This window comes from Rhizobium sp. SEMIA 4085 (assembly GCF_013004495.1).
Classification (GTDB): Bacteria; Pseudomonadota; Alphaproteobacteria; order Rhizobiales; family Rhizobiaceae; genus Rhizobium; species Rhizobium gallicum.
The window spans coordinates 1-19,567 of sequence record NZ_JABEPH010000073.1; the positions used below are offsets into that span (position 1 = coordinate 1).

Here is a 19,567-nt window from a genome sequence, read left to right on the forward strand (position 1 = left end):
CCCCCGCCCTGGAGCCTCCCCGACCCTAGTGGTTCCGCCTTTTTCCTCTCCCCCCCCACGGGGCCCGTTCACCCGCCGCTCTGCACCGCTTGCTGCGGCTTTGCGCAAGGCGGCTTGAACTGGTCCTTAACAAAACGGGCGCTTCGGCGCCCGTTTTGTTCTGAATTTATCCCTCCAGGTCGCTCTTCAGCCTGTCGAGTATCGATAGCGCATGCCCCGCATAAGTACTGATCCAGCGGTCGTAGATATGCTTGATCGGCAGGCTGTTGAGGTGGTTCCAGCGCTCGCGGCCCTCCTTCTTCGGGACAACGAGGTCGGCTTCTTCGAGAACCTTCAGATGCTGCATGACTGTGCAGCGATCCATGTCTGCGAAGGTTTCGCAGAGCATGCCGGTGGTGCGCGGACCGTCTTTCAGAATGTCGAGAATTTCACGGCGCCGAAAGTGGGCCAGTGCCTTGAAAACAGGGTCGTCGACCGATTCGCTTGACATGTTATATTTTTATAACATAATGGCGCTTATCACAATCGAAAAGAGGAGGAAGTGCAATGTCCCTCAGTATTCGTGTCGGCGGACGGATCGGACGTCCGGTCGCAGAAGTTTTCGATGCGGTGGTCAATCCGAAGAAGCTCTCGAGTTATTTCACGACCATCGGCGGGGCGAGCGCACCGCTCGTCAAGGGTACGACGGTAACCTGGTGGAAGGATTCGCCGGTCGAAGTGGTCGATCTCGTTCCAGAGCGCCTGATCTTGCTGCGCTGGGATGGTGGCACGGACGAGAACAAGGTTCGCTACAAAACGACGGTCGAGATGAAATTCGATCCGCTGGAGGACGGCGGAACGATGGTGACGATCTCAGAGAATGGCTGGCAGGAAAACGAGGCCGGCCGGCGCGGCACCTATCTCAACTGCGAGGGCTGGGCCAACATGCTCTGCTGCATGAAGGCCTTCGTCGAACATGGCATCAATCTTCGGGAGGGCATGTTCCTCAGCGAGATGCGCGGCGAGCCTGCGGAGGCTCCAGACTACGAGGCGCTCAAATGACAATACAAGCCATCACGGGAGCGCCTTCGCCTTAATGTGATAGAGACTTCGCTTGCCTGCTGCACTGTGGGTGCTAGTTTCCGGAATTATTGTATTGATTACGTTCCAGGAGATTTCAGATGCAGCTTGGCATGGTGGGTTTGGGCCGTATGGGCAATTATATGGTCCAGCGCTTGATGCGCGACGGCCATGAATGCGTCGTCTATGACACGAAGCCGGAGAGCGTCGCCGATCTCGTCGCAAAAGGCGCAGTCGGCAGCGCCTCTCTCGAGGAGTTCGTCTCGAAGCTTTCCCGTCCGCGCGCGGTCTGGCTGATGCTGCCGGCGGCCATCACCGACAAGGTGATCGCCCAGCTCGTGCCGCTGCTGCACGACGACGATATCATCATCGATGGCGGCAATTCCTATTATCACGACGATATCCGCCGCGGCGCCGAGCTGATCACCAAGGGCATCCACTATGTGGATGTGGGTACCAGCGGCGGCGTCTTCGGTCTAGAGCGCGGCTATTGCCTGATGATCGGCGGCGAAAAGGGCATCGTGCAGAGCCTTTCGCCGATCTTCGCCTCGCTTGCCCCTGGCGCCGGCACGACGCCGCCGTCGGCAAACCGCGAGCCTGACCCGAACAGCACGGCGGAGCAGGGCTATTTGCATTGCGGTGCTCACGGCGCGGGCCATTTCGTCAAGATGGTTCACAACGGCATCGAATACGGCCTGATGGCCGCTTATGCAGAGGGGCTGAACATCCTTAAGCGGGCGAATATCGGTGCGGCGGCGCAAGAATCGGACGCCGAAACCGCGCCTCTCTCCCACCCGGAACACTACCGCTACGATTTCAACCTGCAGGATGTCGCCGAAGTATGGCGGCGCGGCAGCGTCATCACCTCGTGGCTGCTTGATTTGACCTCGGACGCGCTGCATGACGATCCGGCGCTGACGAAATTTGCTGGCCGCGTTTCGGACTCCGGCGAAGGCCGCTGGACGATCATGGCAGCTATCGACGAAAGCGTGCCGACGCCGGTGCTGAGCGCTGCGCTCTATGGCCGTTTTTCCTCGCGCGATAATGACGAATTCGCCAATAAGGTGCTTTCCGCCATGCGCGCCGGCTTCGGCGGCCATGTGGAAAAGCCGAAAGCCTAAGGTCCAAGCCCCAAGCGTTACAAGCCTGCATCCTCGGTGGACTGACCCCATAAAGTTCGCCGGTTGCGGGCTTTTCACGGGCCCTTGACTATGGCCGTGCACGCGATATGGTTGATGCGGAATCACACCGGAGGGGCGGCATCATGTCGGGTTCAAGGTTCATGGGGCGCGGTCTTTGGGCGCTTCTTCTCTCTTTGGTGATTTTGACGGCCCTTTCCGGCGCGACGCGTGGGCAAACACCAGCACCTGCCGCGGATGCGGGCGGGCCGCCGCCGGACAAAGTGCGCCAGATAATGGAACTGATGCGGGCCCCCGAAGTCCAGAAATGGATGTCGGCGAAGACGAATGAAGCCCCATCTGCTCCAGCCGCCACCGCGCCTGAAGAGCAGATGTCCGTGCTTTCGGATTTACTCGGGCACGTACGCCGTCATGTCGAGATGGTGTCGCAAGCCCCAATGGCCCTGCCGGACGAGGTCTCAAGCGCATCCGATATTGTCGACCGGGAGGTGGAGCCCGTAGGCGTCGGCCGGATTCTGGTTCAGGCGCTGGCTCTTTTTCTTGCAGGTCCTCTGGCTGAATTGCTTTTCCGTGCGTTTGCGTCGCGCCCGCGCATTCGGCGCGTGGATGCCGAGGAACCGGCGGGGCTTTATCAGGCAGGGGTCAATCTGTTCTATCGCCTCGTCCCTGCTATCGTCTTCATGATCGCAACTCTCATAGCGCTTCTTTTGTTGAACTGGCCCCCGATCAGTCAGTCGATGGCGATCGCCGTGACGATTGCGCTGGTGGCCGCACGCTTTGTTATTTCGCTTGGACGGCTGCTGGTTGCTTTGGTGACGCTTCCAAGGGCCGATGGCGAACGCGAGGTCTCTCGCGCCGAAGCGCTTTTCTGGTTCCGGCGCTCGGCAGTTTTCGTCATCTATTTCGCCTTCGGATGGGCCGTCATCCAGGTTTTGGCGCCGCTCGGCTTTTCCAGTGCATCGCGCTATTTCGTTGCCTATGTTCTTGGTATCGGATTGTTTCTGATTGCCACCGAGGCTGTTTGGTCGCGACCGGCAGATGGTGCACGCCGAAGTCCTACGACATCCTGGGCGTTGACGCTTTATTTCGTGTTGCTTTGGGTGCTGTGGGTCACCGGCTTCGCCTGGTTGCTTTGGCTCTGCATCTACGCGCTGATATTGCCGAAAGTCCTCGCCATCGCCACGATTTCTGTCCGTGCGCTGCATCAGGCTGAAGCGGGTTTCCTTGCAAAGCGCAGCATGGCAGCAGTGTTGCTTGACCGCGGCGTCAGGGCGGTCATCATCGCGTTGGCAGCTGTCTGGTTGGGCCGCATGATTGGCGTCGGAGCCGATACGATGGCCGCCGGGGAGACGATGGTGGATCGCATCGCTCGCGGCGTCATCGGCGGTGTCGTCATTCTGCTTGCAGCCGATCTGCTCTGGCATCTCGTGAAGGCTTTTATCAACAGCAAGCTTGCCGATTCCCCGCTTGCCGATGGCGCCACGGATGAGGAAAAGGCGAGGCGCGCGCGGTTGCAGACGCTGCTGCCGATTTTTCGTAACATCCTTGCTGTCGTTATCGCCGTTATCGCCGTCTTGATGGTGCTCGCCGGTCTCAGCATACAGATCGCGCCCTTGATCGCCGGAGCCGGCGTCGTCGGTGTTGCGGTGGGTTTTGGAGCGCAAGCGATCGTCAAGGATGTCATCAGTGGGATGTTCTATCTGTGGGACGATGCCTTTCGCGTCGGCGAGTATATCGAGAGCGGCAGCCACAAGGGCGTGGTCGAGGCCTTCAGCCTGCGCTCGGTGAAACTGCGCCATCACCGCGGACCACTGACGACCGTGCCCTTCGGCGAACTCGGCGCGGTCAAGAACCTCAATCGCGACTGGACGATCGACAAGATCAGTCTCAACGTGACCTACGATACTGACCTCGTGAAAGCGAAGAAGGTAATCAAGCAGATCGGACAGCAATTGCTCGAGAATCCCGAATTCGGGCCGCATATCATCGAGACGCTGAAGATGAAGGGCGTTGAGCAATTCGGCGAATTCGCTATTGAGCTCCGGCTGTCGATGATGACCAAGCCGGGCGAGCAATTCGTCATCCGCCGCAACGCACTGGCGATGATCCGCAATGCCTTCAAGGAGAACGGCATTGAATTCGCGGTGCCGACCGTACAGGTCGCCGGCGACGGGCGCGAGGCCGAGGCGCGTGCGGCGGCGGCGCGCCTTGTGACACAAAAGCCGGATACGGCGAGCGAGGTCGCGAGCTGAAAATTCCGAGGCTTGTGTCGGACAGTGCCGCACGAACGCAGGTCTTGGCTGATCTTGTTCTTCGATTGTCAAACCTTACGAAAATGCAATGTTTCATTGCGTTTGACGGCGCTAATTCTGCCCCAATTCAAGCCGAGTGAGACGCAAATGACGGCGGTGGGGTATCGTCCGGTAGAAGCTCGCAGAGCTTGAATGCCGCGTATGCTTCGTCTACCGGGATGATCCGCCAGACGGCAAAGCGGCAGGTAGAGATGGCGAGTGACGGCAGCTTGGAAGAGATCGAAGTCGCAGACAGCCGGGGTGCGCGCGGGTTCCTGCGGCGCTATCGGCCCCATCTGGTGGCGCTCGCCACGCTTCTTGTTTTCTGCATCGTCGGATATGCCGTCGTCCAGCTTACGGATGAGGTGCGCTACGAGGATGTCGTCGCAGCGCTCTCCAATACGCGCCCCAGCGCCATCCTGCTTGCGCTTCTCTTTACCGGATTGAGCTTCCTGGCGCTCATCGTTTACGATCTCAATGCCATCGATTACATCGGCAAGAGGCTGCCATTTCCGCATGTAGCCCTGACGGCTTTCAGCGCTTATGCGGTCGGCAACACGGCGGGCTTCGGCGCGTTGAGCGGCGGGGCGATCCGCTATCGCGCCTATTCGCGTCTCGGCCTGACGCCGGAAGATATCGGCCGCGTCATTGCGTTCGTCACGCTGTCCTTCGGGCTTGGCCTGGCAGGGGTCGCATCGATCGCGCTGATGATCATCGCCGATGAAATCGCACCTCTGGTGGGAACGAGCGCATTGCTGCTCCGGCTGGTCGCGGGCGTGATCATCGCGGCTCTTGGCGCGCTTGTCGTACTTGGACGCGACGGTCGGGCGATGCACATCGGCCCGATCGCAATCCGCTTGCCGGATTCGCGCACATGGTCGCGCCAGTTCCTGGTGACCGCCTTCGACATCGCGGCTTCAGCCACGGTTCTTTATGTTCTGCTGCCGCAAACGGCGATCGCTTGGCCGGTGTTCCTTGCCGTCTATGCGATCGCTGTCGGGCTCGGGGTGTTGAGCCATGTTCCGGCGGGTCTCGGTGTTTTCGAGACGGTCATCATCGCTTCGCTCGGCAGCGCGGTGAATATCGACGCGGTTCTCGGCTCGCTGGTCCTTTACCGTCTGATCTATCATGTGCTGCCGCTTCTGATCGCCGTGCTCGCGGTGTCGGCAACCGAATTTCGGCGCTTTGTCGATCATCCGGCGGCTTCCAGCATCCGGCGCATCGGCGCACGACTGACGCCGCAGCTGCTTTCGGCGCTGGCGCTGCTGCTCGGCGTCATGCTGATCTTTTCGAGCGTCACGCCAACGCCCGACCAGAACCTGGAATTCCTCGCCAGCTATCTGCCGCTGCCGATCGTTGAAGGAGCACATTTTCTTTCCAGTCTGATGGGTCTCGCGCTACTCGTTGCCGCGCGCGGTCTTGGCCAGCGGCTCGACGGTGCCTGGCTGGTGGCGGTTATCGCCGCTGTTGCTGCGCTAGCGCTTTCGTTGCTCAAGGCCGTCGCGCTTGTCGAAGCGGTGTTCCTTGCCTTCCTTATCTCCAGCCTGTTTGTCAGCCGCCGGCTCTTCACCCGTCACGCCTCATTGCTTAACCAGACGCTGACGGCATCATGGATGACGGCGATTGCAGTGATCTGCGTGGGCGCGGTCGTCATCCTGCTCTTCGTCTACCGCGATGTGGAATACAGCAATGAGCTCTGGTGGCAGTTCGAATTCGCCGGCGAGGCGCCGCGCGGGCTGCGTGCCGTTCTCGGCCTCCCGATCATTTCGTCGGCCATCGCGATCTTCAGCCTGCTGCGCCCCGCCGCTTTCAAGCCGGAGCCTGCGACGGAGGATGCGCTCCGGCGCGCGGTCGAGATCGTCAGGACGCAGAATGATGCCGATGCCAATCTCGTGCGCATGGGCGACAAGAGCATCATGTTTTCCGAGGAGGGCGATGCCTTCATCATGTATGGCCGGCAGGGGCGCTCCTGGATCGCACTCTTTGATCCCATCGGGGCAAAGCAAGCGAGGCCGGAACTCGTGTGGCGCTTCGTCGAGGCGGCGCGCGCTGCCGGTTGCCGGGCAGTGTTCTATCAGATTTCTCCAGCACTTCTGTCCCACTGCGCCGATGCGGGCCTGCGTGCGTTCCAGCTCGGCGAACTGGCCGTTGCCGATCTGACGGATTTCGAAATGAAGGGCGGCAAATGGGCAAACCTGCGGCAGACGGCGGCGCGCGCGCAGCGCGACGGGCTGGAATTCGAAGTCATCCCCCCCGAGGAGGTCGCGGGTGTCCTCGATGAGCTCTCTGCGGTTTCCAACGCCTGGCTCGAACATCACAACGCCAAGGAGAAAGGCTTCTCGCTCGGCGCCTTCGAGGCGGATTACGTCAGCGTCCAGCCTGTCGGCGTTTTGAAGAAGGACGGGAGGATCGTTGCGTTTGCCAATATCCTCGTCACCGAAACGAAGTCGGAAGGTACGATTGACCTCATGCGCTTTTCGCCGGAGGCGCCGAAGGGATCGATGGACTTCCTCTTCGTGCGGATCATGGAATATCTGCGAGGCGAAGGCTATACGCACTTCAACCTTGGCATGGCGCCGCTTTCCGGCATGTCCAACCGCGAGACGGCACCTGTCTGGGACCGGATCGGCAGCACCGTCTTCGAACACGGCGAGCGCTTTTACAATTTCAAAGGCCTTCGGGCATTCAAATCAAAGTTTCATCCGCACTGGCAGCCGCGCTATCTTGCGGTTCCAGGAGGGGGCAATCCGATGATCGCGTTGATGGACGCTACACTTCTCATCGGCGGCGGATTGAAGGGAGTCGTCAGGAAATGATCAGAAGATATCTCCTCTCTGCCGTGTGCGCTTTCGCGCTGACGGCCCCGGCCGTCGCTGCCGAGGAAACCACGCAACGCTTTGAAACCGGACTTATTCCTTCGCCGCACATCTTTTTGCCGGACGGCGATGTCAAAGGCGCGGTGATGCTGATTTCGGATGGCACTGGCTGGGGCGACAAGGAAAAGGCGGAGGCCGACAGTCTCGTGCAGGAGGGAGCCGTCGTAATCGGTGTCGACTTCCCGACCTATATGGACGCCCTGCGCAAATATGACGTCCGCGAGAATGATGGCTGCATCTATCTGGTTTCCGACATCGAGTCGCTCAGCCAGCAGGTGCAGCGGGCTGCCGGCAACAGCGCCTATCATCTGCCGATCATCGCCGGTATCAGCGAGGGCGGCGCATTGGCGCTGGCGATTGCTGCGCAGACGCCCGATGCGACGATCGGCCAAACGCTGGTCGTGGATCCGGTTGCCGGCATTCCGCTGACCCAACAGCTCTGCACGCCGGCATCCAAAAAGCCGGTGGGTGACCGGATGATCTACGGCCTCGCCGAAGGCAGCCTTCCGAACCCCATCACTGCTGCCTTCTCCTCCGCTGCAACGAAAGACGGGCGTGCGCATGCCGAGGCGCTGAAGAAGGATCATCCGGAAATTGAGATCCGCGATGTCGGGGATGATGCCGAAACGGCGCTTTCTGACACACTGGACGACCTGATCGCCGCTTCTGGAGGCGCGGACAATCCGCTCGGATTGCCGCTTGCCGTGCTCGAGGCAAAGCCGTCCATGAACACCATGGCCATCATCTATTCCGGCGACGGCGGCTGGCGCGATATCGACAAGGAAGTCGGTGCGGCGCTGCAGAAAGAGGGCATTCCCGTCATCGGTGTCGACTCACTTCACTATTTCTGGTCAGAGCGCCAGCCCCAGGAGACGGCCGACGACCTGGCGAAGATTATCGAATTCTATCGCAAGCAATGGAAGGTGAAGCACGTTCTTCTGATCGGTTACTCTTTCGGTGCCGATATCGTGCCCGCCACCTACAACAGGCTCAAAGCCGCGGACAAAGCGGCGATCGCCCAGGTGTCGCTGCTCTCGCTCTCCCACGAGGTGGACTATGTGATTTCCGTCATGGGCTGGCTCGGCCAGAAGACGCAGGGTGCTGCCGGCGATCCGGTCGATGATCTGAAAGTCATCGACCCCAAGCTTGTGCAATGCATCTACGGCAAGGACGACGACGACGAGGTTGCCTGCCCTGCGTTGAAGAATAGCGCCGCCGACGTCGTCGAGTTGCCGGGCGATCACCATTTCGACGAGAACTACGATCTGCTGACGAAGACGATCGTCGACCGGCTGAAGGCGCAGCTTGCCGATTAACGCATCAGCGTCTCTTCGCTCCAGCCGAGGGCGGCGACCTCAACACTGCGGAACTTCGCGTCGTCATCGACGATAAACTCGTCGAGCTGCGGCGGCTCTACGCAGGTTCCAGCGAGCATCGCATGCACCTGGCCGCGATGATGCGTCTGATGCTGGAAGAGGTGGTTCAGCACGTCGTCCGCCCGCTCTTTCTGGAGGCGGCCTTCGCGCTGAAGATCGATCACCGCTGCAAGACCTTCCGGGCTCAGGGCTTCGCAAAACGCCACGAGGCGCTGATCGACCTTGCGCTGCTCGACAGCAAGCGAGGCGACCGTATCGAAGGGCTCTTCGACCTCCCAGGCTTTCGGACCAAGCGTGCCGCCCTCGAGCGCGTCGACATAGAACCAGTCCACGGTGATGATGTGGTTGAGCGTCGACTTGATCGATGGAAAGAAGCTCACGCGCTTCGCCTCGAACTCCCCCGGACGCAGGGACGCGCAGGCAGCCAATAGGCGATGGTTCGCAAGCGCGTTGTTATAGGAAAGCTTGCGGAAAACCCGGCACGGATCGAGACTCCGCATGGCGCATCCTCCTCATTGCGAATGAGGCGTAGCTAAGGCGCCGATCCAGTGGCGTCAATGTTTGCGGTCGGCCCGATCGTTGCCCGCTGGATTCCCATCGCGCCAGCAAGATGGCGCGGCGAGGCTGGCAACGTCTCGATTTCTCCAGCGAAGAAATAGGGAGAATATTCAGCCGCGGACAGGGGTGTCGCAGGCGCCCATTTGAACTCGAGATAATTGCCGCCATCCTCGATCCGGCGGGTGATCTCGCCGGACTTGAACGGAAACTCGGGCGGGATATCCATCACGTCACCGAGCTCATGCCAGGCGCGTTTATCGCAGTCAAAGAAGTTCTCGACCTCCAGAGAAGCCGCTGAATTTTCACCCGACGCCGAGTTCCTCGATCACGTCGCGCTTCAGCGTCTCGAACGAGGGTTTGCTCGGACACTCCCTTGTCTATCCAAGATCGATCACGACAATCTCCGGCGGGACGCCGAAGCGGATTGGCGCAATCGAACAGCCAAGGCCGCCGGAGATAATAATGTTTCGTCCCTCCTCGACGACGTGACCATAAGCGTAACGATTGCCGAAACGGGACGGAACAACCGGCGAGCGGCCAAAAAGACGGATCTGCCCGCCGTGTGTATGGCCCGAAAGCGTCAGCGATACTCGCTGCGGCACCCGTGGAAAGAGATCAGGCTCATGGGCAAGCAGGATGATCGGCGCATCGTCGGAAACCTGAGCCAGCGTGCCGTCCAGATCGTCCAGGCCGAGCATGTGCGTGCGGCCCCAGCTCTTGCCGGGCAAAAGCGCCAATTGGTCTTCCAAGCCCGCCAGCCAAAAGCCATAGCCATCTTTTTCGAGCCGGACGGCACGGTTGCTGTAAACCGGAATTCCGACATCGGACAAGGCGCGATGTCCGAACGGTTGCGTGCCGTCGTTCTCCTGAGCGACCTTGTCTTCCCACCAGTCGTGATTGCCCAAGATCGCGTGAACGCCGAGCGGAGCGCGCAAGGTGGCGAGTGCCTCCGACCACTCGCTCGAATGCATGTAACGGGTCACCATGTTCATGCCGGAGGCATAATCGCCGAGCATGACCGTCACGTCTCCGCTGAGTTCGTTCGCCATGGCGCAGATCGCGGCAATACGGCTGGCGGACATCCACGGTTCACAGGCATGCAAATCGGCAAGCGCGACGACCCTGAGTTTCAAGCCCGGCGTCCACCCTGGCGGCGTTAGTGCATAACGGGTGATGTTCAGCCGCGCGAGAGGCTCATAGGCGAAGGCATAACCACCGAGCGCCACGACGCCCGCGACACTGCCGCCGAGAATCTTCAGAAATCCGCGCCGCGTGATCACTCAATCGTCTTCCTGAAACAGCCGGAACTGCGCGGCTTCCAGGTCCTTCGGTGGCTGCAGTCCGAGATGCTTCCACGCGGTTGCCGTCAGCACGCGGCCACGCGGCGTGCGCTGGATGAAGCCCTGCTGGATCATGTAGGGCTCGATAATGTCCTCGATCGCGTCGCGCGGTTCGGAAAGGCCGGCAGCGATCGTCTCGATGCCGACGGGGCCGCCGCCGAAATTGACGGCGATCATGTTGAGATAGCGCTTGTCGAGCTGGTCGAGGCCGACACTGTCGACAAGCAGCCGGGTGAGCGCTTCGTCGGCTATCTCGCGGGTAACGGCCTCGGCCTTGGCGACTTCGGCGAAATCGCGCACGCGGCGAAGCAGGCGGCCGGCGATGCGCGGCGTGCCGCGCGCGCGCCGTGCAATTTCGCGCGCGCCGTCGTCGACGATCGGCAGGTTCATGAGACGGGCGCCGCGGCGCACGATCAGTTCCAGTTCTTCCACCGTATAGAAACTCAGCCGCACCGGAATGCCGAAGCGGTCGCGGAGCGGCGTGGTCAAGAGGCCTAGACGCGTGGTCGCGGCGACGAGGGTGAATTTCGAAAGATCGATCTTCACCGATCGGGCGGCCGGGCCTTCGCCGATAATGAGGTCCAGCTGGAAGTCTTCCATCGCCGGATAGAGGATTTCCTCGACGGCCGGATTGAGGCGGTGGATTTCATCGATGAAGAGGACGTCGCGCTCTTCGAGATTCGTCAGCAGCGCGGCAAGGTCGCCAGCCTTGGCGATCACCGGACCCGAGGTGGAGCGGAAGTTGACGCCGAGCTCCTTGGCCATGATCTGCGCGAGCGTCGTCTTGCCAAGGCCTGGCGGCCCCACGAAGAGGACATGGTCCAGCGCCTCGCCGCGGTTCTTGGCGGCCTCGATGAAGACCTTCAGGTTCGCACGCGCCTCCGCCTGGCCGGTGAATTCGTCCAGTGACTGAGGGCGTAGCGTCACATCCAGGTCTTCGCCCCGCTTTTCCGGCGATATCAGGCGCGCGGGTTCACTCATCTTGGCAATCTTCCAGTTTGACAGGGATTCAACCCATACATGACGCAGTCCGCTTTTGCATCAAATCGCGGCGGATTTAACGCGCGAGCTCCTTCAGACCCAACCTGATCAGCTTGGCACTGTCAGCACCTTCGCCTGCCGTCTTCATGGCCGCAGCGACGGCGTTGGCGGCCTGATCACGTGAATAGCCGAGATTCGTCAGCGCCGAGACGGCATCGGAGACCGGGGCCGAAGCTACACCTTCACCGAGTTCCTGCTTGAGGCCGATATTGATCGCCTCGCCGGCAAATGCGGGCGCTTTGTTCTTCAATTCGGTGACGATGCGAACGGCAACCTTCGGGCCGACCCCCTGTGCGCGGGAAACGGCCGTTTTGTCCTGCAGCGCGATCGCATTGGCCAGTTCGCCTGGCGTCAGGATGGAGAGAATGGCGAGCGCGACCTTGGCGCCGACACCCTGTACGCTTTGCAGCAGGTTGAACCACTCGCGCTCAAGCGCGGTCATGAAGCCGAAGAGCTTCAGCTGGTCTTCGCGCACATAGGTCTCGATGAAGAGCACGCACGCTTCTCCCGGCGAGCCGAGTCTCGATAGCGTACGGCCGGAGCAATAGGCGGCGTAGCAAACGCCGTGCACGTCGACGAGCACATGGTCTTCGCCGATTTCGTCGATGGTGCCTTTGAGCTTGCCGATCATGAAGAGGTCCGTCAGGGATGGGTTTGAGGGGTGATGAGATCGAGCGATGGGAAATAGGAACGGTAGCGGACAGCGTCACGCGTCAGCAGCCGATGCCGGCGCCAATCGGCATGAGCCCCGACCAAAAAATCGGGAAGTATCCTTTCGCGCTGACCGCCGGCTCGCCGATATAGGCGGTGTGCTTTGCCGGCCCGAAAGGCCGCCTCGAAAGGTACGGCTTCACGCTTGACATCGAGCCAGGACAAAGCAGACGTCAACTGCTCCTCTGACAGAGGCGAGGCGGCGAGTTCCGACCAGATAACGACGTTCGTTACCAGATCACCGTCAATAACGCATTGCTTCAGGGACTTCAGCGACCATTGCCGTTCGGCGGTATCAGGCCCCAGGATGTCGATAAAGATATTAGTGTCAACGAGGGTCGAGATCGTCACGCGGGCCCCTCAACCATTCGATATACTCATCCGTTGTCATTCCGCCGAGATCAACCGTTCCTTGGACGCGGCGCGCCCAATCATCGAAATTGCGAATCGGATCAGATCCGCTCTTCTCGATCTTGACGAGTACGGCGCCCGCTCCGGAGGCGATGAAATCCACTTCCGATCCGGGACCGATCCCTAGTCGGTCGCGAATCCCCTTCGGGATCGTCACTTGGCCCTTTTCGGTGACACGCATGGTAATACCTCGTTCGTATTACCTAACTGCAAAAAGAGAACAAGTCAAGAACGCGTGTCAGCTGGCCAGTGCTGCCTGGCGCATCCGGCTGCTGCCGCGGTTGTGGGCGTGGCAGATGGCGATGGCCAGCGCGTCAGCGGCGTCGTTGCCCTTGAATTCGACTTTCGGCATCAGGATTTTCAGCATCAAGTGAATTTGCTGCTTCTCGCCGTGGCCAACGCCGATGACGGCTTTCTTGACGGCGTTGGGTGCATACTCCGATACCTGGAGCCCGGCGCGTGCCGGCACGAGCATCGCGATGCCGCGAGCCTGACCGAGCTTCAGCGTCGCAACCGCATCCTTGTTGACGAAGGTCTGCTCGACCGCTGCCTCATCCGGCTTGTAGCCATGCACGATTTCGGCAAGCCCATCATGCAGCTGGCAAAGGCGGGAGGCGAGGTCCATCTCGCCGTCCGAGGTCACCGTACCGGAGGCGACGAAGCGCAGCGAATTGCCGAGTGTGTCGATAATTCCCCAGCCGGTGCGGCGAAGGCCCGGGTCGATGCCGATGATGCGAATCGTATTTTGCATGGCTCACCTTATTGCGGTTGCAAAATAACTGCCATCGATATGTGAACAAAACAAAAACATTACGTCCCTTTATAAGGCGCCGTTTACCACGAATTAAATCCAATACCTCAAAGCTACCATTCAAATGTGAGAGGAGCTGCCTTTTTGCAAAAGGTTAAGGCTCCCCGTGTTCTGTTTTCGGTCAAGGTGGCAGGTTTGCGCTGCCGGCAAGCCGCTCCGGAAGGGTTCGTTGTCATGGCTCAGAGATTTCAGTCCCTGTCCTTTAAGGTTATCGCGACATTTATCCTGCTCACGGCACTGGCCGTGAGCACGATCAGTGTTCTCGGCTACTTCACCAGCAGCCGCATTTCAGATGCGCAGGCGCTGAAGGCCAAGGAAAGCGTTCTCATCTTTCGCGGCGACATGCTGCAGGATCAACTGGGACAGCTCGAAAACCAGGCGAGTTCCATTGCGCGCATCGAGGCGCTGCAGATGTCGATCACAAGCCTGAAGAGCGGCTGGAAGACGATCGAAAAATCGTCGGGCGACGCTCGCGGCGAACTCAAGAAGGTGTTCATCACCAACAATCCGAACCCGGCCGATCAGCGTGAAAAGCTGATGAAACCGGAAGGACCGAGCGGCTTCTACTACTCCAGCCACGAAAAGACGCAGGGCGAAGTTGCACGCGACCTGGAGAACACCGCTTTCAGCGACCTGCTGATCGCCGATCTCGATGGCTCGGTTCTCTATTCCTACAGGAAGGACGACAATTTTGCCGAAAACCTGAAGGCTGATGCATGGAAGGCGACAGGTGCGGGTATTGCGTTTGCAAAGGCGATCGAGAACACGGCCAAGGCGACAGACGATTCCGCGCCGACCGCATTTTCGGGCCTGCGCGTTGATGCCTCCAACGGCAAGTCGGCGATCTTCTATGCAGTGCCGATCATCAAGCTCGGACAGCCGAAGGGCATCATCCTCTTCAAGGTTCGCGACGATATTGTCACCAGCATCCTGGCAAAGGGGATCGTATCCGGCAGCACGGCTCAGGCGGCCATCATTTCCAGTGATGGTTCTGCCGTGGGGCTCAATGCCGAAGCCCGGCTTGCGACGCTCGACACAGCGCCGTTCACCTTCATGAAGGATGCGCTTGCAAGCACCAACGGCATGACGGTGGACGACTTTGCGCGCCCCGACGGCACCGCCCGGGCCTACGTCCGCTCTATCACCTATCAGGCCGAACGGTTCCTCGTCGTCGAAAGCGTGCTCGTCAGCGAGCTCAATGCTGGTTCGATCGAGATCGCGACGCTGCTGACGATGATCGGCCTTGCAGCGCTTGTCGTCATGGCGATCGCCACCGGCCTCATCACCAAGCTGCTCTTCTCGCCGCTTGCCCGCCTCGCTGGAAATACCCGCGATGTGGCCGACGGCAAGCTGGATGTCGAGATCGGCAGCCAGACCCGCCAGGACGAAATCGGCACGATGGCCAAGGCGCTCGCCCGCTTCAGGCAATCACTGATCGAAAGCCGCGAGTTGGAAGCGGCAAACGCCGAAACACGCGCTCGCGCCGAACGCGACCGCCAGGAAAACCTTGCTCTGCGCGAAGCGGAAGCGAGAACCTTGCAGGATGTCGTCCAGGCACTGGACGAGGGTCTGGACCATCTGGCGAAAGGCGATCTTGCCTATCAGATCGAAACGCGCTTCCCCAACGAACTTGAAAGCCTGCGCGTCAACTTCAACGAAGCGCTCGCCACGCTCAGCGAAACGATGACGGCGATCGGCGGCAACTCCATGGCTGTACGGTCGGGCTCGGAAGAGATGCGGACCGGAGCCGACGACCTTGCCGGACGTACCGAGCGCCAGGCTGCTTCGATCACCGAAACGGCCAATGCGATCGACGCGATCACCCAGTCCGTTCGCGTTCAGATCCAACGCGCCGAACAGGCCGAGCGCATTGCCCGCGACGCGACGAAGGAGACCACCGGTTCCAGCCAGATCATGCGCGAGACAATCGCAGCGATGGAAGCAATCCAGTCCTCCTCGCGGCAGATCAATACGATCATCTCCGTCATCGACGACATCGCCTTCCAGACCAACCTGCTGGCGCTTAATGCCGGCGTCGAAGCCGCCCGCGCCGGGGAATCCGGCAAGGGGTTTGCGGTTGTGGCAATGGAAGTGCGCGAGTTGGCGCAGCGCTCATCCAGCGCAGCCAAGGAAATTGCGAGCCTGCTGCAGAAGTCGACCCACGAAGTCGAGACCGGCGTGGCGCTTGTCGAGCGGGCAGGGGTGGCTCTGACCGGCATAGGCAGCCATGTGGAAGCGATCAACGGCCAAATCAACGAGATCATGGAATCGACCCGCGAAGAGGCGGATACGCTACGCCAGATCAACACGTCCGTTTCCGAGCTCGATTCGATGACGCAGCAGAATGCCGCCATGGTCGAGGAAACGACAGCCGCGATCCACCGCCTTGCGGCCGAGGCTGTGGAGATGGATCGTCAGCTCGGCAATTTCACGCTGCCTCACGACCATTACCATCACAGCGCCGAGGTTCATGTTCTGAGGCAACGCCGATAAGCCGAGCAAACGAAGCGAAGAGATCGGGGGTCGGGAAACCGGCCCTTTTCTTCGTCCGCGGGATTTGGAATGAGCGGTTCCAGAACCTACATAGACCTGTCCTTCCAATCACCGGCAGGTTTTTCCTATGGTTCCCTTTTCCATTCTCGATCTTTCGCCCGTTGCCGAAGGCACGACGATCCAGCAATCCTTCGAAGGCTCGGCGCGCATGGCGCAGAAGGCGGAAGAGTGCGGCTACAAGCGCTTCTGGCTGGCGGAACATCACGGCATGCCGGGGGTTGCAAGTGCTGCGACTGCGGTGGTCATCGGCCATGTCGGTGCCGCAACGACACGGATCCGCATCGGCTCGGGCGGAATCATGCTGCCAAATCACTCGCCGCTGGTGATCGCCGAGCAGTTCGGTACATTGGCGGCGCTTTTCCCGGGCCGGGTCGACCTCGGGCTCGGCCGCGCGCCGGGTACGGATATGCGCACGGCACAGGCGCTCCGCCGCAATCTGGAGACAGGCGCCCACAGCTTCCCGAACGATATCGTCGAGCTGCAGCAGCTATTGGGCGCGCCCGTCGAAAACCAGGCGATCCTTGCCGTTCCGGGCCACAATTCGCATGTGCCGATCTGGCTTCTCGGCTCCAGTCTTTATAGCGCCCAGCTCGCGGCGATGCTCGGGCTGCCCTATGCCTTCGCCTCGCATTTCGCGCCCGATTTGCTGCTCGATGCGATCGATATCTACCGCAGCAAGTTCCAACCCTCGGCCTCGCTCGACCAGCCCTACGTCATGGCCGGCGTCATGGGTTCCGTCGCGCCGAGCGACGAGGAGGCGCAATATCATTTCACCTCTGCCCAGCAGCAGTTCGTCAATCTGCGCCGTAACGTCCGTGGCCCGTTCCCGCGGCCAGTCGAGGACATGGAGGGCTTCTGGTCACCGATGGAGAAACTGAACGTCGAGCACACGCTTCGCTATGCGGTCGTCGGCTCGCCGAAGACGTCAGAGGCGAAGCTCACCGAATTCCTGAAGGAGACCGGGGCGGACGAACTCATCATCTCGATGCCGATCCACGACATCGAGGCGCGGCTGAAGTCGGTCGAGCTGTTTGCGGAACTGGGGAATTTCATGCGTGTTGCGGCTTAAGGTCCTGGAGCTGCGAAGCGCTCCCCGGCTTCCTTCCTCATTGCAGTGAATGAGTCTTCCGCGACCAAGGACTTGGGCGCGCTGGGCTGACAAGCACAGGAGTGAGGGAGCGCACGAGGTAGCGGCAGGTTGCATGTAGTCTGCGTCGCTCTGAGCTCAAAATCACTCCTGAAAACAAAAAGACCCGGTAGCGTTTCCGCAGCCGGGTTCGTTTGTTGTTCGTTCGTATGCTCAGGCGGAAAGCTTGGCGAGCACTTCCTCGGAAACCTCGAAGTTCGAATAGACGTTCTGCACGTCGTCATCGTCTTCCAGGCTATCGATAAGCTTCATCAGGGACTGGGCCCTTTCCTCGTCCACCGGCACGTTGTTCTGGGAGCGCCAGACGGCCTTGACGGTTTCAGCTTCGCCAAGCGCGCCTTCCAGGGCCTTGGCGACCTCGCCAAGGGATTCGAAGGCACAGGTGATGGTGTGGCCCTCCTCGTCGGTCTCGACGTCATCGGCGCCGGCTTCGATTGCGGCTTCCATGACCGTGTCGGCATCGCCGGCGGATGGCTTGTAGGTGATCTCACCGACGTGATCGAAGGAGAAGGAAACCGAGCCGGTTTCGCCGAGCGCGCCGCCGGCCTTCGTGAAGATCGAGCGGACGTTGGATGCGGTGCGGTTGCGGTTGTCGGTCAGCGCTTCGACGATGATCGCCGTGCCTCCCGGACCGTAACCCTCGTAGCGGACTTCGTCGTAATTCTCGCTATCGGCGCCTGCGGCCTTCTTGATGGCGCGGTCGATGTTGTCCCTCGGCATGGACTGGGCCTTGGCGTTCTGGATTGCCAGGCGCAGGCGCGCGTTCATCGTCGGGTCGGGCAGGCCGGCCTTGGCAGCAACGGTGATTTCGCGCGCAAGCTTGGAGAACATTTTCGACCGCACGGCATCCTGACGGCCTTTGCGATGCATGATGTTTTTAAACTGTGAATGGCCAGCCATGGCACCCCTGTTCACGTCTCATTGTTCGGAATGGACGGCCTTATAAGAGCGAAGCGGGCTGCATTCAAGGGGAAAGCAGCTTGTCTCTGTGTCCCGAGGAAGGCGAAAAGCTACGGAACAAAGCGGCAGACGTGACGTTTGAAGGCTTGAAAAGCCTGAACGGAAGGGGAAGGCCATGGCAAGCTTTAGTGAAGCGCGCGATCATCCGGCACGGCAGCTTTGGGATCAGGTGAACGATGTTTCCGCAGGTATGCTCGGCATCGATGGTGCCGACATGCACATGCAGCCGATGGCTCCGCATGCCGATCCGAAGACCAATACCATCTGGTTCTATACCAAGTCGGATGCCGACATCGTCCGCGCCGTCAAACCGGGAACGCGGGCGCATTTCTGCGTCGTCGGCAAGGATCACGACTACCACGCGTGCCTGGCAGGCAAGATCGAGGTTCGGCCGGACCCTTCGAGGATCGAGCAATATTGGAATTCGGTGGTTGCTGCCTGGTACGAGGAGGGCAAGAAAGATCCGAACCTGACGATGCTTGTCATGCATGTCGACGACGCCGAAATCTGGGTATCGACCGGCAGCAAGCTGAAGTTCGGCTGGGAGATCGCGAAGGCCAATCTCAGCGATGACAAGATGCCGGAAGTGGGCATCAAGCGGCATCTGCAATTTGCCTGATATGGGCAGGACTCGGAGGTCTCAGGCTTTCGGGTCTTCTCTATTGAGCACCCTTCATCACATAAATGAGCGGCTTCTTGGGGAGGGAGCGCATGGAAACGGTGATCGTGTCGTCGGGCGCGTAGCTGATATCGAAATCCTTGCCGAACATCGACACGAAGCGCTGGACCGGCGGACCGCGGCGGTGCATCGGCAGTATCAGCGACGAGCGCAGCCGCTTGATGATGCGGCTCATGCTGTCGGCGCCCATGGTCAGGCCGCCATCGACCGGCACCATGACGATGTCCAGGCGGCCGATCTCGGTGTAGTGGGCATCGGTCAGCTCATAGTGCAGATGGCCGAGATGGCCGATGCAGAGACCGGCGCTCTCGAAGATGAAGATCGAATTTCCATCCTGCTGCGCAGCGCCGTAGCCGCCGCGGATATCCGTCGTGACGTTGCGGATATAGGTGTCGCCGACCATCAGGTCGATGTCGGCCTTTTCTCCGGGCACATCGCTCCAGCCGTGCAGCACGTGCTTGATCGCCGGATCCGGGGTCAGCGTGTAGTGCGTGGAGTGCGCCCGGTTCATCGTCACCACGTCGGGTGTCACGACCGGCCGGTACCAGCCGTTGAAATCCGTTGCGATGACGATGCCGCCCGGCGTTTCGATTTCGAAGGTGGAATGTCCTAGGA

The 19,567-nt window shown here is 60.5% G+C and carries 18 protein-coding genes and 1 pseudogene; 8 read left to right on the forward strand and 11 right to left on the reverse strand.

Going from position 1 to position 19,567, the window contains the following annotated elements:
- Nucleotides 1–166 precede the first annotated feature (166 nt).
- A complete protein-coding gene (locus C9413_RS10210; RefSeq protein ID WP_039846040.1) occupies nucleotides 167–490 on the reverse strand; it encodes a helix-turn-helix domain-containing protein in 324 nt (107 codons plus the stop codon).
- 56 nt (nucleotides 491–546) lie between these two features.
- On the opposite strand from C9413_RS10210, the gene C9413_RS10215 reads away from it, so the two are divergent.
- From C9413_RS10215 to C9413_RS10235, 5 genes are all read left to right on the forward strand, one after another.
- A complete protein-coding gene (locus C9413_RS10215; protein WP_039846039.1) occupies nucleotides 547–1,041 on the forward strand; it encodes an SRPBCC domain-containing protein in 495 nt (164 codons plus the stop codon).
- 119 nt (nucleotides 1,042–1,160) lie between these two features.
- The gene (gene gnd, locus C9413_RS10220) at nucleotides 1,161–2,180 is read left to right on the forward strand and encodes a phosphogluconate dehydrogenase (NAD(+)-dependent, decarboxylating) (RefSeq protein WP_039846038.1); all 1,020 of its coding nucleotides are present in this window, start codon (nucleotides 1,161–1,163) and stop codon (nucleotides 2,178–2,180) included.
- A 161-nt stretch (nucleotides 2,181–2,341) separates the two neighbouring features.
- On the forward strand, nucleotides 2,342–4,450 hold the full coding sequence (locus tag C9413_RS10225; protein ID WP_039846037.1) for a mechanosensitive ion channel family protein: 2,109 nt from the start codon (nucleotides 2,342–2,344) through the stop codon (nucleotides 4,448–4,450).
- Between the two features lie 251 nt (nucleotides 4,451–4,701).
- Nucleotides 4,702–7,305: a bifunctional lysylphosphatidylglycerol flippase/synthetase MprF gene (gene mprF, locus C9413_RS10230; RefSeq protein WP_170250428.1), complete on the forward strand. Its 2,604-nt coding sequence runs from the start codon at nucleotides 4,702–4,704 to the stop codon at nucleotides 7,303–7,305.
- Nucleotides 7,302–8,681 carry an AcvB/VirJ family lysyl-phosphatidylglycerol hydrolase gene (locus C9413_RS10235; protein WP_039846036.1) on the forward strand — a complete coding sequence of 460 codons (1,380 nt, stop codon included), beginning with the start codon at nucleotides 7,302–7,304 and terminating at the stop codon, nucleotides 8,679–8,681. Before mprF ends, C9413_RS10235 begins: the two co-directional genes overlap by 4 nt.
- Here C9413_RS10235 and C9413_RS10240 read toward each other — a convergent pair.
- The 8 genes and pseudogenes from C9413_RS10240 to ruvC form a co-directional block, all read right to left on the reverse strand.
- A complete protein-coding gene (locus C9413_RS10240; RefSeq protein ID WP_039846035.1) occupies nucleotides 8,678–9,241 on the reverse strand; it encodes a DinB family protein in 564 nt (187 codons plus the stop codon). The genes C9413_RS10235 and C9413_RS10240 overlap by 4 nt on opposite strands.
- 54 nt (nucleotides 9,242–9,295) lie before the next feature.
- Nucleotides 9,296–9,658 (reverse strand): annotated as a pseudogene (locus C9413_RS33205) (DNA mismatch repair protein MutT); the annotation flags it as partial.
- A gap of 18 nt (nucleotides 9,659–9,676) precedes the next feature.
- On the reverse strand, nucleotides 9,677–10,579 hold the full coding sequence (locus C9413_RS10250) for a metallophosphoesterase (protein WP_039846034.1): 903 nt from the start codon (nucleotides 10,577–10,579) through the stop codon (nucleotides 9,677–9,679).
- The gene (gene ruvB / locus C9413_RS10255) at nucleotides 10,580–11,620 is read right to left on the reverse strand and encodes a Holliday junction branch migration DNA helicase RuvB (RefSeq protein ID WP_022715772.1); all 1,041 of its coding nucleotides are present in this window, start codon (nucleotides 11,618–11,620) and stop codon (nucleotides 10,580–10,582) included.
- A 76-nt stretch (nucleotides 11,621–11,696) separates the two neighbouring features.
- Nucleotides 11,697–12,311: a Holliday junction branch migration protein RuvA gene (ruvA, locus tag C9413_RS10260; protein WP_039846033.1), complete on the reverse strand. Its 615-nt coding sequence runs from the start codon at nucleotides 12,309–12,311 to the stop codon at nucleotides 11,697–11,699.
- Nucleotides 12,312–12,322: 11 nt separating this feature from the next.
- The gene (locus C9413_RS10265; RefSeq protein ID WP_039846032.1) at nucleotides 12,323–12,742 is read right to left on the reverse strand and encodes a type II toxin-antitoxin system VapC family toxin; all 420 of its coding nucleotides are present in this window, start codon (nucleotides 12,740–12,742) and stop codon (nucleotides 12,323–12,325) included.
- Nucleotides 12,720–12,983 carry an AbrB/MazE/SpoVT family DNA-binding domain-containing protein gene (locus tag C9413_RS10270; RefSeq protein ID WP_039846031.1) on the reverse strand — a complete coding sequence of 88 codons (264 nt, stop codon included), beginning with the start codon at nucleotides 12,981–12,983 and terminating at the stop codon, nucleotides 12,720–12,722. The genes C9413_RS10265 and C9413_RS10270 overlap by 23 nt, the downstream gene beginning before the upstream one ends.
- Nucleotides 12,984–13,040: 57 nt before the next feature.
- Nucleotides 13,041–13,553 carry a crossover junction endodeoxyribonuclease RuvC gene (gene ruvC / locus C9413_RS10275; protein ID WP_039846030.1) on the reverse strand — a complete coding sequence of 171 codons (513 nt, stop codon included), beginning with the start codon at nucleotides 13,551–13,553 and terminating at the stop codon, nucleotides 13,041–13,043.
- A gap of 234 nt (nucleotides 13,554–13,787) precedes the next feature.
- Between ruvC and C9413_RS10280 the strand changes: the two genes are divergently transcribed.
- Both C9413_RS10280 and C9413_RS10285 read left to right on the forward strand, forming a co-directional pair.
- Complete coding sequence (locus C9413_RS10280; RefSeq protein ID WP_039846029.1) at nucleotides 13,788–16,106, forward strand: methyl-accepting chemotaxis protein; 2,319 nt, start codon at nucleotides 13,788–13,790, stop codon at nucleotides 16,104–16,106.
- A 127-nt stretch (nucleotides 16,107–16,233) separates the two neighbouring features.
- Complete coding sequence (locus C9413_RS10285; RefSeq protein WP_039846028.1) at nucleotides 16,234–17,235, forward strand: LLM class flavin-dependent oxidoreductase; 1,002 nt, start codon at nucleotides 16,234–16,236, stop codon at nucleotides 17,233–17,235.
- A gap of 231 nt (nucleotides 17,236–17,466) precedes the next feature.
- On the opposite strand, the gene C9413_RS10290 is transcribed toward C9413_RS10285, so the two are convergent.
- Nucleotides 17,467–18,213: a YebC/PmpR family DNA-binding transcriptional regulator gene (locus C9413_RS10290; RefSeq protein WP_039846027.1), complete on the reverse strand. Its 747-nt coding sequence runs from the start codon at nucleotides 18,211–18,213 to the stop codon at nucleotides 17,467–17,469.
- A gap of 175 nt (nucleotides 18,214–18,388) precedes the next feature.
- On the opposite strand from C9413_RS10290, the gene C9413_RS10295 reads away from it, so the two are divergent.
- Nucleotides 18,389–18,892, forward strand: a complete 504-nt coding sequence (locus C9413_RS10295) for a pyridoxamine 5'-phosphate oxidase family protein (RefSeq protein ID WP_039846026.1) — start codon at nucleotides 18,389–18,391, stop codon at nucleotides 18,890–18,892.
- Between the two features lie 40 nt (nucleotides 18,893–18,932).
- Here the strand turns inward: C9413_RS10295 and C9413_RS10300 are convergent.
- The coding region (locus C9413_RS10300; protein WP_170250427.1) for an MBL fold metallo-hydrolase at nucleotides 18,933–19,567 on the reverse strand (635 nt) is incomplete at its 5' end.

What these genes read in the sequence shown, in the direction of transcription:
- C9413_RS10285 (WP_039846028.1), top strand. Translation starts at nt 16,234, where the DNA reads ATGGTTCCCTTTTCCATTCTCGATCTTTCGCCCGTTGCCGAAGGCACG.
- C9413_RS10270 (WP_039846031.1), bottom strand. Translation starts at nt 12,983, where the DNA reads ATGCGTGTCACCGAAAAGGGCCAAGTGACGATCCCGAAGGGGATTCGC.
- gnd (WP_039846038.1), top strand. Translation starts at nt 1,161, where the DNA reads ATGCAGCTTGGCATGGTGGGTTTGGGCCGTATGGGCAATTATATGGTC.
- C9413_RS10280 (WP_039846029.1), top strand. Translation starts at nt 13,788, where the DNA reads ATGGCTCAGAGATTTCAGTCCCTGTCCTTTAAGGTTATCGCGACATTT.
- ruvC (WP_039846030.1), bottom strand. Translation starts at nt 13,553, where the DNA reads ATGCAAAATACGATTCGCATCATCGGCATCGACCCGGGCCTTCGCCGC.
- ruvA (WP_039846033.1), bottom strand. Translation starts at nt 12,311, where the DNA reads ATGATCGGCAAGCTCAAAGGCACCATCGACGAAATCGGCGAAGACCAT.
- mprF (WP_170250428.1), top strand. Translation starts at nt 4,702, where the DNA reads ATGGCGAGTGACGGCAGCTTGGAAGAGATCGAAGTCGCAGACAGCCGG.
- C9413_RS10290 (WP_039846027.1), bottom strand. Translation starts at nt 18,213, where the DNA reads ATGGCTGGCCATTCACAGTTTAAAAACATCATGCATCGCAAAGGCCGT.
- C9413_RS10215 (WP_039846039.1), top strand. Translation starts at nt 547, where the DNA reads ATGTCCCTCAGTATTCGTGTCGGCGGACGGATCGGACGTCCGGTCGCA.
- C9413_RS10235 (WP_039846036.1), top strand. Translation starts at nt 7,302, where the DNA reads ATGATCAGAAGATATCTCCTCTCTGCCGTGTGCGCTTTCGCGCTGACG.
- C9413_RS10240 (WP_039846035.1), bottom strand. Translation starts at nt 9,241, where the DNA reads ATGCGGAGTCTCGATCCGTGCCGGGTTTTCCGCAAGCTTTCCTATAAC.
- C9413_RS10295 (WP_039846026.1), top strand. Translation starts at nt 18,389, where the DNA reads ATGGCAAGCTTTAGTGAAGCGCGCGATCATCCGGCACGGCAGCTTTGG.
- C9413_RS10225 (WP_039846037.1), top strand. Translation starts at nt 2,342, where the DNA reads ATGGGGCGCGGTCTTTGGGCGCTTCTTCTCTCTTTGGTGATTTTGACG.
- ruvB (WP_022715772.1), bottom strand. Translation starts at nt 11,620, where the DNA reads ATGAGTGAACCCGCGCGCCTGATATCGCCGGAAAAGCGGGGCGAAGAC.
- C9413_RS10210 (WP_039846040.1), bottom strand. Translation starts at nt 490, where the DNA reads ATGTCAAGCGAATCGGTCGACGACCCTGTTTTCAAGGCACTGGCCCAC.